This is a genomic window from Burkholderia sp. FW306-1C-G01B, from assembly GCF_058781685.1.
In genome coordinates, this window is record NZ_JBYSWZ010000028.1 from 23,045 (window position 1) to 37,028 (window position 13,984).

Consider the following 13,984-nt stretch of genomic DNA (forward strand, 5'->3'; position numbering starts at 1 on the left):
CCTCGCCGTGCTCCGGGCCAGCGCCTGATGTCGCCACGCATCCGCCAGCGTGCTTGACGACGATCCGCCGCCTCGGGTCCTGCCCGGCGACGAGCAGCGCGGCGGCCCGCACGGACACCGCGCCGACGACAGCGGGATTCGTTGCGGCCGTCGCCACCCACGCGCCGCCCGGCGCGCGAATGGCCTCGATATCGGCGGTCGGGATGTCCGCGCTGTAGATACGCAGCTTCGACGCCCGCTTCGCGAAGCTGCCGCGCAGCGACTTTGATGCGCATCGGCCACTGCGAGACGACGAGAATCTGGATCTGCTGCTGACCTGGCGCGAAACGCGCCGGGTCTCGAAGTCGCTGACGGTGCTGTACGACCGGGTGCTGTATCTGCTGGACGATACGCTCGAGAACAGGAAGCTGATTCATCGTTACATCGACGTCTGGGAGTACCCGGATGGCCGGATCGAAATCCGGGCCGACGGCGAAGTACTTCGATGCCGTCTGTACGACAAGCTGGCAGAGGTCGATCAAGGCGCGATCATCGAACACAAGCGCCTGAGTCATGCGCTGCAGGTGGCTGAAGCGATCCAGGCGCAGCGTGATAACCGGCGGATCTCGGGGTCGCCGTCGCGCGCCAGTCGGGGGCTGCCGGTGCGGGCCAAGGCATCGTTGCCGGGTGCCAGGAAGCAGCGTGCGTTCACGGAAGCCGACATCGAAGCGGCCATCCTGCAGGTCGCGTCACAAACACATCAAGCGGAATCGAACCGGCGGTCTGCCAAGGTCCGCTGACGAGCGTAAGCGCCCTGCTGCTTCAGAGTCGGCGCTTCAACGTTGAACGACGGAAAGACCGGTGAAACATGCGGCATCTGTATTTAGCCGGTGCTACGACATCTGAATCCAGGTATGACATGCGGTGCCGGAGTCCTTCACAAACACGTCCATCACCGCGAGGCACACGTCGAGCCCCGCCAGGTCCGCCAGCGCGAGCGGCCCGATCGGGGTGGCTCGCGCCGAGCATCATCCCCTGGTCAATCCCCTCGTCCGACGCGATCCCTTCGGCGAGCACGCAGAACGCCTCGTCGATCATCGGCACCAGAATGCGATTGACGACGAACCCCGGCGCGTTGCGCACGCCGATCGGGTTGCCGCCGAAATCCGCGCGCAGGATCCTCGCGATGTTCAAGCGGACGTTGCCGGGGATTTGTCGGTGCTTGACAGATAGGATGTGCTCGGCTCCTCGAGCCGAGACATTTCCATTTCCCACTTAAAACAAAATATTCGTTAATACAATTGCGAAAATCTATATGGGCGCAACCTGGGACCCCGGCGCCAGGATCCCTGATTCGCTATCCAAACCGACCCAAGGCTCCGCTGCTCCCGGGAGCGCGGGCCTTTCGCGCGGGGCAATCCGCTTCGTGAAGCGACGCTCGTTTCGCGTCGGTGAACTTCGCGATGCTTTATTCACTGCTTCGGTAACCATGCTCAACCGGAGTCAACAAATCCCAAGATGATTAACCGGAGTCGATTAATTCAATCAAATTAAGATGTTTGACGACATCGATTTCAATCAATAACTAGAGCTATTCGCCAATACGAATGTTTACTTTCCAATCTTACTTCCGTTAAGCTTGCGGCAAGAATTTTTCGACGCCCATTGCATCGATCGAATAATTAAGAATCTCTATTGATCTGCATTAAATCGATTGATTGTTGATTTTTTTGAAAATGAAATGAGACGGAATGAATCTATAAAAACCGGCAAGCCATCATGTGATTGACCGGGCTCTCTGTGCGTCGCTCGGCGACATGTGCCTGCCGCCTCGACCACATCTCTTTGGCATCGCGATTCAGGCTGTGCGGGACGGGCCCGATCATATGGTCCGGCCGGCGCCGCACTGCTATTGCGGACTTCGAACTCACACTCTTGCGAGCGCTGACGATGGACGACTTTTGCCGCGCGAACTTGCCCCCTGCCGAGGATTGGCCGACGTTTGTCTTTGACTTGCCGGGGCTGCAGTTTCCGCCGTTTCTCAATTGCGCCGCCGCGCTGCTGGATACCGCAGTCGAACAACGGGGCTGGGGCGATCGCGTTGCGATCAGGACCGAGTCGGGCATCGCATGGTCGTATCGCGAATTGCACGATGCCGGCAACCGGATCGCCAACATGCTGGTCCGCGATGCGGGCCTGGTGGCCGGCAATCGGGTGCTGTTGCACGGCGCCAATCACCCGATGCTTGCCGCCGCGTGGTTCGGCGTGGTCAAGGCCGGTGGCGTGGCCGTCGCGACGATGCCGAAGCTGCGCGCGGGAGAACTGTCGACCATCATCGGGCGAGCCCGGGTCACGCACGTCATCTGCGAGGCCGGGCTGTCGACCGAGCTCGACGCGGCGATGGCGAGGATGCAGTGGCGTGGCGAGGTTCGGCGCTACGAGACGGACGACACGCATCCGCACGCGCGCTGGCTCGGCGGCTATTCAGCGGAATTCGCGGCCGTCGAAACGCGCGCGGACGATCCTTGCCTCATCGCGTTCACGTCGGGGACGACCGGGGAACCGAAGGCAACCGTCCATTTTCATCGAGACGTGATGGCAGCCTGCCACTGCTTTCCGCAGCACGTGCTCCGGCCCACGGCCGATGACGTCTTCTGCGGGTCGCCGCCGCTCGCGTTCACGTTCGGCCTCGGCGCGCTGCTGCTGTTTCCGATCAGTGTCGGCGCGAGCGTCGTGCTGTTGCCGAAAGCGAGCCCGGAACGGCTGCTGGCCGCCGTCGACCGGCATCGGGTCAGCATCCTGTTTACTGCACCGGCGGCCTATCGGTCCATGCTCGACCATCTCGACAGGCATGACATGTCGTCCCTGCGCAAATGCGTGTCGGCGGGTGAGGCGCTCCCGTCGTGGACGCGCGACGCATGGCAGGAGCGCACCGGCCTGCACCTGATCGACGGAATCGGGTCGACCGAGATGCTGCATATCTTCGCGTCGACAGGCGACACCGGCGCGAAGGACGGCGCGATCGGCAAGGCGGTGCCCGGTTACCGCCTTGCCGTCGTGGACGAGCACGGCCAATGCCTGCCGCCCTACGAAATCGGCTATCTGGCCGTGCAGGGGCCGACCGGGTGCCGCTACCTGAATGACGCGCGGCAACGCGACTACGTCAAGCACGGCTGGAACCTGACGGGCGACAGCGCCTACCTGGACGAGGACGGCTATCTGTTCTATCAGGCGCGCGCGGACGACATGATCATCAGCTCCGGCTACACGGTGTCTCCCGGCGAAGTGGAGCAGGTGCTGCTGCGCCATCCCGATATCGCCGAATGCGGCGTCGTCGGACAGATCGACGAATGGGGCGGCACGCTCATCTGTGCGCATGTGGTGCTGCGGCCGGGCGTCGACGGCTCGGAGGCGTTGACGACGCAGCTGCAGCAGCACGTCAAGAGCGTGATTGCGCCGTACAAATGTCCGCATCGTATTGCCTATCACGCCGGCAGTCTGCCGCGCAACGAATCGGGCAAATTGCGTCGCGCCGTGCTCCGGCAGGCGGGTCATGGCGCGACGCGTCCCGTAAATCAAGCAATCCAGAACGAGCACGCCCTATGAAAATTCTCGGAGCCGCGGTGGCCATTCCGGACCCAGCGACCACCGCGCAATCCTGCGCCAACGATTACGCGATCAAGGCAGCCAGGCAGGCGCTGCTGCAAGCCGGTTGCCTGCCGTCGGAACTGGATCTGATCGTCAGCCTGTCGATTTCTCCCAGCCGGATGGCGGACGCACCGACGATCGCCGGGCCGCGGCTGGCGCACCCGGTGCAGCGCGACCTGCGTGCGCGACATGCGGCCGTGTTCGATCTGCTCGACGCAGACTGGGCGCTCGCACTCGATCTCGCGCAAAGCCATTGCAAACAGCTCGGCTATCGACGCGCGCTCGTCGTTCGCGCGGAGGCGCTCGCGGATGTCGAACAGGTGACCACGAGCGGCTTCGCCGACGGCGCGGGGGCGATCGTCCTGACGCCTTCCGGCCATGACCGCGTTTATGCCGGCCGCTACGCGGACCTCGAGTCGCCCCCGTTCGCGACGCTCGACGCGCTTCCCGCCCGGCGCGTGAACGGCATCCTGTCACTGGCCCGCTTCGAGAGCCGGTTCGATCACGCAACCGGTCGATTCGACGCCGAACCGGCCAATGCTGCCACCGCGGTGCGCGCGATGGTCGACGCGGTGCAGAGCCGCATCGACCGGCGCGCCGCCACGCTGTTTTGCGAATCGTGGTTGAGCGGATGGCCATCGATCGCCACCGGCGTGGGTCGCGATTTCCACGTCGATGTCGTCGCCGGTTCGACGGACATCCCGAACCCGTTCCAGTTGCCCGCGTGGCTCGCGTCCCGCGTCGCAAATTCGATGCCGTTGCGTGACGATGAACATACGGTGGTCGCCATGACGCTGGATCCGTTCAGGCCGCGCATCGCCTGCAGCACGATGGAGGTCTGATGGTGCACAACGTCCGAATCGCAAGTCTGGCCTGCCGCCTGCCGGCACGCCAGGTACCCAACGACGATCCCGTCTTCGCGGGCGTCGAGCCCATTCCGTCGGAATGGTGGCAATTCTGGGGCATCGAATCGCGCTACATGATCGATCCCGATGCCGGCGAATCCGAGCTTGCGCTGGCCGAGCGCACGGCCCGCGACGCACTCGCCCGTGCCGGCGTGGAGGCCGCCGAACTCGATCTGGTGCTGTTCAACATGACGTCGCCGTTCGTCTCGCTCGCCGACGGCCGGCGCCGTTTCGCGCCGCGGCTGGCGCGTGCGCTGCGCGACAGGCTCGGCGCCACGCGCGCGCTCGACGCCGATGTCGAGATGGAGTGCGCGAGCTTCGTGCTGCAACTGCAGATCGCCACCAACCTCATCAAGCAGGGACGGGTGAAGCGGGCCCTGGTGTGCTCGTCGGAGCGCATGTCGGCAGTGGTCGACTACACCAGCAAATCGTCGACGAACTTCGGCGATGGCGCGGCCGCGGCCGTGCTCGTCGCCGAGCCGGCCGATCCCGACGGCGCCGATTGGCTGGATGCCGCGTATCACAGCGATGCAACCCGCTACGACCTCGTGACGATGCAGTGGCGCAACGCGCGGGATGCGGCAGACGACGACGCGGCAACCGACGCCGACAACCCGTTCGGCGTGTATTTCACGCTCAAGCCCGAAGCGCAGGAGGCGATTTCGCGTTTCATGCCTGTGGCCATTCCCGATATCGTCGAGCGGCTGTTGCAGCGGAGCGGAACGGGCATCGCCGACATCGATGCGATGGTGTTCCATCAGCCGTCGGCGCTGCTCGTGCGCGCATGGGCGCAGCGGCTCGGGCTCAAGCCCGACCAATACGTGATTCGCGTCGCCGATTGTGCGTGCCTCGTGTCGGCTGCCGTGCCGTTTGCGCTGGCCGAGTCGATCCGGGAGGGCGTGATCCGGCCGGGATCGTTGGTCGTGATTGCCGGCGCAGGCGCCGGCTGGGGCTTCGGCGCGCAATTGTGGCGCTGGGGCGAAACCGTCGTGACCGATGCGGGCGATGCCGTCGCCGCCGTGACGGAGCAGGAGGTGCGGACATGACCGCCAGACTCGTCATCGCCGGGATGGGCCACGCACTGCCGGACCGGATCGTCAGCAACGACGAAGTCGCCGGCATGATCGACACCAGCGACGCGTTCATTCGCGAACGAACCGGCGTCGTGGCGCGACGCTATCTTGCCCCCGATCAGCATCTGGCGGATCTTGCGTGCCCCGCCGCGGAACGGGCGATGGCCGACGCCGGCGTCACGGCGCGCGACGTCGATCTGCTGATCGTCAATACGCTGTCGCCGGATCATCACGATCCGTCGCAAGCGTGCTACATCCAGCCCCGGCTCGGATTGCGGGAGATTCCGTGCTTCGATATCCGCGCGCAATGCAGCGGCGGGCTCTACGGGATCGAGATCGCGCGCCACTTCCTCGCGAGCGGCCTGTATCGCAACGTGCTGCTGATCTGCGCCGAGGCCCTGTCGCGGCGGATCGACTCCAGCAATGCCGGCCGCAATCTGTCGATCCTGCTGAGCGACGGCGCCGCCGCGCTGCTGCTGCAAGCGACGGACCACCCGGCGCACGGGCTGATCGACCTGACGCTCGGCGCCGACGGCACCCAGTTCGACCTGCTCAGCACGGAAGCGCCCGGCGCGCGACGCCCGCGCTTCATCGACGAAGACGACATCGCGGCCGGCAGGCACCATTTCCGGATGAAAGGCAGGCCGATGTTCGAAGACGCCACGCGGCGCATCGTCGACGCGTGCCGGCAGATGCTCGACAAGCACCGGCTGACGATTGGGGATATCGGCCTGGTCGTGCCGCACCAGCCGAACCTGCGCATCCTCGACGCGGTCATCGGGCAACTCGGGCTGCCCCGCGAGCGGTGCATGATTTCCGTCGATCAGCTGGGCAACATGGCGAGCGCGGCGTTTCCGGTCGCGCTCGCCATCGCACGCGAGCAAGGCCGCATGCCGGCCGGGCAGATCAACCTCCTCGTGACCTACGGCGCGGGCGCGACATGGGCCTGTGCGCTCTACCGGAGCTGAACGACATGCTGAACGCTTCCCCGGGGTGGATCGATCAGCGGCTGGCCCTCGTCGGCACGGCTGACGTGCCGCTGTACGTGATCGTCAACGACGAGGCCGCGACGCTGATCGAGGGCGGCCTGAGCGGCATGACGGAGCTCGTGTGGCAGCAGCTTCACGACCTGCTGCGGGACTTCGGCGGCATCCGGCATTTGCGCTATTGGCTGATCACCCACTCGCACTATGACCACTGCAGCCTGCTGATGACGCTCAAGTCGCGCATGCCGTGGCTCCATGTATCCGGTTCTCCCGACGCGTTCGATGCGTTCCAGAGCCCGTCGGCCTGCCGAACCATCCGTCAGCTCGACGCGCAGGCGTCACGGTCGTGGGATCCCGCCGTCGGCGTCGATTTCACCGAGTTGTCCGACCTGCCGTTCTACCCGATCAATCCGGGCACGCAGCTCGACATCGGCGACGGGATGCAGATTCGCACGATCGCGCTGCCGGGCCACAGCCGTTGCCAGTTCGGCTACTACTGCCCGCAGCTGGACATCGGTTTCGTGTCGGATGCGCTCGGCGAGTTTCACGGCGCCACCAGCTGGCTGCCGCTGGTCTTTCAGGACCTGTTTGCCTATCGGCACTCGCTGGACGTCATCGAGCAACTGCAGGCGCCGCGGCTCGCATTGGGGCATCACGGCATCCTCACCGGCGAGCTCGCCCGATCGGCCGTGCGGCATGCACGTGCGTGCCTCGATGCGCGCGAGGCCAACGCACGCGCGGTGCGCGGCGACGCCACCGCCACGCACGAACTGGCCCACCACTGGACTGCGCGTTATGCGGCAAGGAGCGAACGGGTGGTGCCGCATTTCCTGCATCTCAAAAGCATGATGCACATGATCGATCTGTTCCATCGCGCCGAATAGCCTCCTGCGGATTCCCGCCGCAGCAACGCATGGGCGCCGGCCGGCGTCAGGCCGCTGCTCGCTGTTTTCATACCTCTTCCGACGACATCATGACCACTGCGACCTTGCCGACCACGCTTAGCGAATTGCTTCAGAACCGGGCCGCCACACTCGGCGACAAAACCGCCTACGTGTTCCTGAGCGGCCCGCCCGAACAGGAGCAGGCCGAATCGATGACCTTCGCGGAGCTCGACACGCGCGCCCGCCGGGTCGCCGCGCTGCTGCAGCAGAACGCGGTCGACATCGGCGACCGGGTCCTGCTGCTGTGCCGGCCGGGGCTCGACTATGTCAGTGCCTTCATGGGGTGCCTGTATGCGGGCGCCATCGCGGTTCCCGCCTACCCGCCGCGCAACAGGCAGCATATGGTGCGGATCGCCGGCATCGTCGAGAGCGCAGGCGCGAACACGATTCTGTGTTCGGCCGAGGACCATGCGCGCTGCACGACCTGGCTCGCCGATACCGATGCATCCGGCAGCACGCTGCTCGACGTCGGGGGCGCGCAGGCGCTGGATCCCGTGCATTCGCCCGCCAGCGTGCAGCCATCCCGGATCGCCTTTCTGCAATACACGTCGGGGACCACCGGTAGCCCCAAGGGCGTGATGGTGTCGCACGGCAACCTGATGCACAACCTGGAAATGATCGGCAAATGGTTGGCCTGTGACGAGCGGAGCACGATCGTCAGCTGGCTACCTCCATATCACGACATGGGGTTGATCGGCGTGATCCTGACGTCGCTCTACGGCGGTTTCCGCAGTGTTCTGATGGCCCCGGAGCGGTTCATTCAGCATCCGTTCCTGTGGCTGCGAGCCATCAGCCAGTATCGGGCGGATCTGACGGGCGCGCCGGACTTCGCATACCGGATGTGCTGCCGGCGAATCTCCGACGAACAGCTGGCGACGCTCGACCTGTCGTGCCTGCGGGTCGCCTATAACGGCGCCGAGTCGGTGCGTGCCAGCACCTTGTCGGATTTTGCGCGGCGCTTCGCCGCCGCGGGCTTCGCCGCCGACGGTTTCCTGCCGTGCTACGGGCTGGCGGAGGGGACGCTGTACGTCGCCGGTCGCACGGAGCAGCATCCGATCCGGACGCTGTGCGTCGACCAGGCCGCCCTCCAGCGGCAATCCGTGGTGCCGCGCAGCGAGTTCCTGGGCGTGTCGCCGCAGCCGCTGGATCGCCCGGGCGAACGGGTCCTGGTCAGCGTGGGCCGCACCGACGGCGAACAACAGGTGATCGTGCGCGACCTGGAGACGAACGAGCGTTGCGCCGATCGGACCATCGGCGAAATCTGCGTGGCCGGCCCGAGCGTCGCCGCCGGCTACTGGCGTCTGGACGAGCAGACGCATTCGACCTTCCAGCACAGTCTGGCGGGCCATCGGGATCAGGTGTTCATGCGCACCGGCGATCTCGGCTTCATTCTGGGCGACGAGCTTTACGTCACCGGCCGGCTCAAGGACATGGTGATCCTGGCCGGCCGCAACTACTACTCGGAAGACATCGAGTACGCGCTGATCGTCGGCGTGGCGGAACTCGTGCCGAACGGTTGTGCAGCCTTCATGGACGACCAGGTCGACGCGGAGCGCCTGATCGTCGTGGCGGAAGTCGAGCGCTCGCAGCGCAAGGGCAATCTCGACAGCTTCATCGACGCGATTCGCCAGGCGATCTGGAACCGCCTCGACATCGGCCCGAGCGCGATCGTGTTGGTGTCGCCCGGCAGCGTGCCGAAAACGTCGAGTGGCAAGGTGCGCCGCAGCACGTGCCGCACGCAGCTGCGCGACGGCGCACTGACGATCCTTGCGCAGTGGGACGTCGACGCCGGCACGCAAACGCCGGCTGCCGATCGCCGGCAACCCGCGCGCCCGGCAGCCGGCATCGACAAGCCGGCGGCCAACGATCGTCGGCGCGATGACAGCGCCACCGTCGACGAACTGAACGACTGGCTCAGGCACTACGCCCGCACGCGGATCGATTCGCGAACCATCGACGAGCGTCGCACCATTCCGCCGCACGTCGTGCTCGATTTCGGGAACCGGGGCCTGCTCGGCATGCCGATCGACCGTTCGTACGGCGGCCTCGGCCTCGGCCAGCGCGACATGTCGCGCGTGTTTGCGCAGTTGGCTGCGATCGATTCGACCCTTGCTTTCTTTGTCGCCTTGAACAACACGCTCGGGATCCTGCCGATCATGCAGCATGCGCAGCCGCCATTGCGCGAGGAATTGCTGCCGAGCCTCGCAAGCGGCCGGATGCTCGCCGCATTCGCGATCACGGAGCCGGCCGCGGGCTCGCATGTGCGCGCGATTGCCACCCGCGCGCAGCGCATCGAGTCCGGCGACTGGCTGGTCACGGGGAACAAGAGCTGGAGCGGCTCATCCGCGTGGGCGGGGATCATCAACGTGTTCGCGAGGCAGGCCGACGGCACGGGGATGGTCGGATTGGCGGTGCGCCCCGGCACGCCAGGCGTGCGGATCGGCGCCGAAGAGCTGACGATGGGCGTGCGCGGCATGATCCAGAATGCGCTGCATCTGGATCGCGCGCGGATCAGCGACGCGTACCGGCTCGGCGACATCGGGCAAGGGATGTTCGTGGCGCAGCACGCGATGAACATTGCGCGCCTCGGCATCGCTGCCGTCTGCGTGGGCGGAATGAAACGCTGTGCGCAGCTGATGCATCGCTACGGGGCGCGGCGCCAGGTCGGGACCGGGCTCCTGCTGGACAATCCGCTGAGCCGCCTGCGCCTGGGCGAGCTGCGGCACCGCATCGATGGGCTCAACGCGCTGGTCGAGCACTTGGCCGCCGAGCTGGACCTCGGCGTCGCGCTGCCTGAAGACTGCCTGCTGATTTCGAAGATTCTCGGCTCCGAGCTGCTGTCGCAATCCGCTGACGAGATGATGCAGTTCCTGGGCGGCCGGGGTTATATCGAGACCAACCTGGCGCCGCAGATCTTCCGGGACGCGCGCCTGACCCGCATCTTCGAGGGGCCGACCGAAACGCTGCTGGTTCATCTGGGCAGCAGTCTGCTCAACGGAAGCGACGATTTGCCGCGCTATCTGGAGAGTGCGCTGAGCGCCGGCACGCTGGCCATGGAGCTGCGCCAGCTGGGCGCACAGCTGTCGCAAGACGGGCTCGCCAATGCGTCAAAACTCGACGGCGCCGCGCACGCCGCCGTCTGGGTCAATTACTGGCTCGGCACGGTCGCGCAATGGGGACTGCTGCTGGCGGTGATCGAACGGGCGGCTGCGCAGCAGCGCATCGACGACGGCGCGCTGCACTGGGCGCAGAGCCAGTACGAACTCGCGATCGAGGCGGCGCAGCGGCAGGTCGGCCTGCGCTCTGCCCTGTCCACGTCGGCGGAATTGAACGACTGGGCAGCGCGCACCGGGTTCGAGATCGGCTCGATCGAGCAAACGATCCCGGGCGCAAGCCAACTCGTCGATCCGTTGCTGGATGCCAATACCGACGCGCGTTCGGTCTCCCGCGCGCCCGACGCGCCAGCCGGCGAAGACGCCGGTTCGGCGGCGGCCCCGATCGTGAGCGAGCCGGCGAGCCTGACCGATCGCCAGCAGGTTCATGCCGTCGAACAATGGCTCATCGCGTGGCTGGGTGAGCGCCTCAAGCACCGCAAGGTTCGATTGACGCGCGAGTCGACGTTCGCCGAGATCGGCTTCGACTCGATCCTCGCCGTCGAAATGACGGTCGTATTCAGCGAGACGTTCGGCGTGACCGTCGATCCGTCCGCGGTCTGGGACTACCCGTCCATTCGCGCGCTGGCCGCCCATCTCGCGCCGCGGACTCGCGGCGCCGCGCCGGCGGTTGCCGTAGCGCACGCCGATTCGGATGCACCTTCACCCATTGCAGCTCAATCTTCGACCCTGTGAGACCGTCCAACATGCACGCCCGATTCGACCTGAGTGATTCCACCACCGCGCTGGCCCGGCAGCTCGAACGCTATCTCGACGCATATCCCGACGAAACGCGCACATTGCTCGGCCTGTCGGCCGGTACCTCGATCGGCGTCGAGGTGCTCGACATGGAGCTGCCGGTCAAGCTCGAGCAACACACGCATGCGGCCACGCTGCGCATCGGCCGACACGATGCGCAGCGCGTGATGGCCTATACGCGCAGTTGCAACTGGGCAAGCGGCATCGTGCTGGTGCCGACGCTGGCGCGCCTGGTGTTTGCCGGCGCGTTCCGCGGCCTGCGGGCCGGAGCGCCCCGCTCGATGCGCGCGTTCGCGAAGTCCCGCCAGCCCGACCCGACCCGTAACCTGGGGGTGCTGTGGGGCGCCCTCAACCTGTTGAGCCTGGCCGGCTGGCTGACCCTCGATCGCGGCGACGAAGACGCAGAATATTCGCTCACCCCGGCCGGTGAATATGTCGTCGCGTGCGTCGAGCGCGCCCGGCCGCTGTTCGAGCAACTGGCGGATGCCACATCGGTGCTCCAGCATCTGCATGCTCTATGTCATCGAACGCGCGTGGCGGCCAAAGACAGCGTGCTGTATGCGCAGCTCGCGCGAATCTGCGTGGCGGGTTGGCCGGAGCTTCCGCCCCCGGCCACCGATCTGGAGCGCCAGGTGAATGGACAGCTACGCACGGCGATGGACGGCCTGCTGCTCGGCCCGACCTGGGTCGCGCTCGATATGCCGGTGTTCGACAGACAGCCGGATGGCCAGTACTCGCAGTCGGCGCCCGGAATCCTCGGCAAGTTCGACGAGCAGCCCGGCGGGGTTGCGGTCGGCGCCTGGCCGCATGCTGATCCTGTCGTCCTGCACGCGGCATGGGCGCTGATGTGCAAGTTCGGCATGGCGGAAATCGATCTGGAAAAGGTGCGCCTCACCGAGTCGGGCCGGATTCACCGGCCGATTGCCGCCCCATACGCGGGGTTGCCCGCATCCTATCTGCGTTCGTATGCGCTGCTCGACGAACTCCTGTTCGGCAACCCCGATCCGCTCGATATCGATAGCGACGGCCACATCGATCGCGTGATGAACGTGTATGCGTCGAGCGGCGCGGGGTCGGGGCCGGCGTCGCAGGAAATCACGACGAAAATCCTGCGCGAGCTGTTCGACGACACGCCGCTGGATCGCCAGCCGGCCGGCATCGCCGACATGGGCTGCGGCGACGGCAGCGCAGTGAAGCGCCTGGCGGAATACGTCATTACGTCGACGCGGCGCGGCCGACACCTCGCGACCTATCCGCTGCTCGTGATCGGCGCGGACTACAACGAATCCGCGCGCGGTCGTGCCGCCGCCACGCTGTCTGTGCTGAAGGACATCCCCGGTGTGCAGGTACGCGTGATCGCCGCCGACATTTCCCAGCCCGACCGCTACGACGAAGCCGTGGCCGAAAGCGGCCTGACCGTCAGGCAGCCGGACGGCAGCATGCGCCCGGCGCGGCTGAGCGACCTGTTGCATACTTTCATGTTCCTGGTCCACAACCGCCGGTTGAGCATCCGGCGTAAGGACGCCGCCGAAGCGATCCTCGAGCGCCATCTCCGCACCGTCGATCGAGCCCGCCTGCGCGCGGTTATCGACCAGCACTATGCAGGCATCCTGAAGGTATCGGATCAGGCCGAGTTGCCGATCGCGCTCGACCAGATCAAGCGTGCGTTCAAGGTGGCGTACAGCGATGCGGAAGGCCTTGTTCCCGGTTACGTGGCGGCTGCGGATCTCATCGATTTCCTGACCCGCTGGAAGCGCCACGCGAAGCACGGCTTTCTCATCGTGGAAGGACATAGCCCGTGGGCGGAGAATCTTTGCGCGCGTGCGCCGGGCGGGCCGGACACGTGGTTGCGCACCGAGCAGCTTCCGTCGGTGTTCAACTGGGGCATGCATTTCGTGTCGCGTCAGTTCATGGCGCCGTTCAACGAATTCACGCTCGCGTTGACCCTGGCCGGTCTGCGCCCCGACAGCCCGATTTATGGGCGGATTCATCCGGAGGGGTTCCCGGCGCCGGATCTGCTGAGCAACTATCGATTCTTCAGTATCGCAAACTATGTTGCCGAGCCGATCGTAACGTCGTATCCGTGACTGCTGATCCCCAGTCACAGGTGGGTCGGCCGCGATTCGCGACTTTTCGCCGAGTGCCCCTAAGCGATCGATTCAAAATTAAAATCGATGCTTGGCGCGAGCGGTGACACCTTCCGCCGGCGATCCGGCAGACAGGCCCCGAGCCCGGTTGATGGGCTCGCGCCGGTATGGCGAATGCACCTTGAAGACGTCGGCGTCGATCGGATGCCCGGCCGCATGACATCGCTCGACTATCAGAGTTCGCAGTTGCCGGACGTCGGGGATTGCTTTGTACTGGCGATGCTTCGCGCACCGCCGTGCAGGTGCGAATGCATTCCCGGGCGCTGCCACGTTGGCGGGGTGTTCGCGCAACATGATGCGATGACGAAAACGAAATCGCTTTATCACGGCCACCGGCTCCCGTCGATGGTCACCCCTCTGCCCCCCGCTTCACCCTGCGCGCCGGACGCTC

Annotated in this window: 9 protein-coding genes and 2 pseudogenes; 9 read left to right on the forward strand and 2 right to left on the reverse strand. The window is 65.8% G+C overall.

From position 1 onward, the window contains the following. Positions 1–52 precede the first annotated feature (52 nt). Positions 53–244: pseudogene (locus tag AC3WLY_RS34785) on the reverse strand (sugar ABC transporter substrate-binding protein); the annotation flags it as partial. 109 nt (positions 245–353) lie between these two features. On the opposite strand from AC3WLY_RS34785, the gene AC3WLY_RS34790 reads away from it, so the two are divergent. After that, positions 354–779, forward strand: a complete 426-nt coding sequence (locus AC3WLY_RS34790) for a hypothetical protein (protein ID WP_492308375.1) — start codon at positions 354–356, stop codon at positions 777–779. A 126-nt stretch (positions 780–905) separates the two neighbouring features. On the opposite strand, the pseudogene AC3WLY_RS34795 reads toward AC3WLY_RS34790, so the two are convergent. After that, a pseudogene (locus tag AC3WLY_RS34795) lies at positions 906–1,137 on the reverse strand (3-hydroxyacyl-CoA dehydrogenase family protein); the annotation flags it as partial. A 792-nt stretch (positions 1,138–1,929) separates the two neighbouring features. Between AC3WLY_RS34795 and AC3WLY_RS34800 the strand changes: the two are divergent. The 8 genes from AC3WLY_RS34800 to AC3WLY_RS34835 all read left to right on the forward strand — a co-directional run. Beyond that, positions 1,930–3,585: an AMP-binding protein gene (locus AC3WLY_RS34800; RefSeq protein WP_492310852.1), complete on the forward strand. Its 1,656-nt coding sequence runs from the start codon at positions 1,930–1,932 to the stop codon at positions 3,583–3,585. After that, positions 3,582–4,469, forward strand: a complete 888-nt coding sequence (locus AC3WLY_RS34805) for a beta-ketoacyl-[acyl-carrier-protein] synthase family protein (protein WP_492310859.1) — start codon at positions 3,582–3,584, stop codon at positions 4,467–4,469. Before AC3WLY_RS34800 ends, AC3WLY_RS34805 begins: the two co-directional genes overlap by 4 nt. Beyond that, on the forward strand, positions 4,469–5,578 hold the full coding sequence (locus AC3WLY_RS34810) for a 3-oxoacyl-ACP synthase III family protein (protein WP_175959177.1): 1,110 nt from the start codon (positions 4,469–4,471) through the stop codon (positions 5,576–5,578). Before AC3WLY_RS34805 ends, AC3WLY_RS34810 begins: the two co-directional genes overlap by 1 nt. Further along, positions 5,575–6,573: a ketoacyl-ACP synthase III gene (locus AC3WLY_RS34815; protein WP_072436873.1), complete on the forward strand. Its 999-nt coding sequence runs from the start codon at positions 5,575–5,577 to the stop codon at positions 6,571–6,573. Before AC3WLY_RS34810 ends, AC3WLY_RS34815 begins: the two co-directional genes overlap by 4 nt. Before the next feature lie 5 nt (positions 6,574–6,578). Beyond that, positions 6,579–7,475, forward strand: coding sequence for an MBL fold metallo-hydrolase (locus tag AC3WLY_RS34820; RefSeq protein ID WP_175959178.1), 897 nt, complete (start codon positions 6,579–6,581; stop codon positions 7,473–7,475). An 89-nt stretch (positions 7,476–7,564) separates the two neighbouring features. Next, on the forward strand, positions 7,565–11,383 hold the full coding sequence (locus AC3WLY_RS34825) for an AMP-binding protein (RefSeq protein ID WP_425132699.1): 3,819 nt from the start codon (positions 7,565–7,567) through the stop codon (positions 11,381–11,383). Positions 11,384–11,394: 11 nt separating this feature from the next. Continuing rightward, a complete protein-coding gene (locus AC3WLY_RS34830) occupies positions 11,395–13,533 on the forward strand; it encodes an AprA-related methyltransferase (protein ID WP_492310853.1) in 2,139 nt (712 codons plus the stop codon). 174 nt (positions 13,534–13,707) lie between these two features. After that, positions 13,708–13,984 (forward strand): hypothetical protein (locus AC3WLY_RS34835; RefSeq protein WP_492332757.1); only part of this gene is annotated, 277 nt, incomplete at its 3' end.

Bases quoted from the DNA above. Each gene is read 5' to 3' on its own strand.
- AC3WLY_RS34800 (WP_492310852.1), top strand. From the start codon at position 1,930: ATGGACGACTTTTGCCGCGCGAACTTGCCCCCTGCCGAGGATTGGCCG.
- AC3WLY_RS34805 (WP_492310859.1), top strand. From the start codon at position 3,582: ATGAAAATTCTCGGAGCCGCGGTGGCCATTCCGGACCCAGCGACCACC.
- AC3WLY_RS34810 (WP_175959177.1), top strand. From the start codon at position 4,469: ATGGTGCACAACGTCCGAATCGCAAGTCTGGCCTGCCGCCTGCCGGCA.
- AC3WLY_RS34815 (WP_072436873.1), top strand. From the start codon at position 5,575: ATGACCGCCAGACTCGTCATCGCCGGGATGGGCCACGCACTGCCGGAC.
- AC3WLY_RS34820 (WP_175959178.1), top strand. From the start codon at position 6,579: ATGCTGAACGCTTCCCCGGGGTGGATCGATCAGCGGCTGGCCCTCGTC.
- AC3WLY_RS34825 (WP_425132699.1), top strand. From the start codon at position 7,565: ATGACCACTGCGACCTTGCCGACCACGCTTAGCGAATTGCTTCAGAAC.
- AC3WLY_RS34830 (WP_492310853.1), top strand. From the start codon at position 11,395: ATGCACGCCCGATTCGACCTGAGTGATTCCACCACCGCGCTGGCCCGG.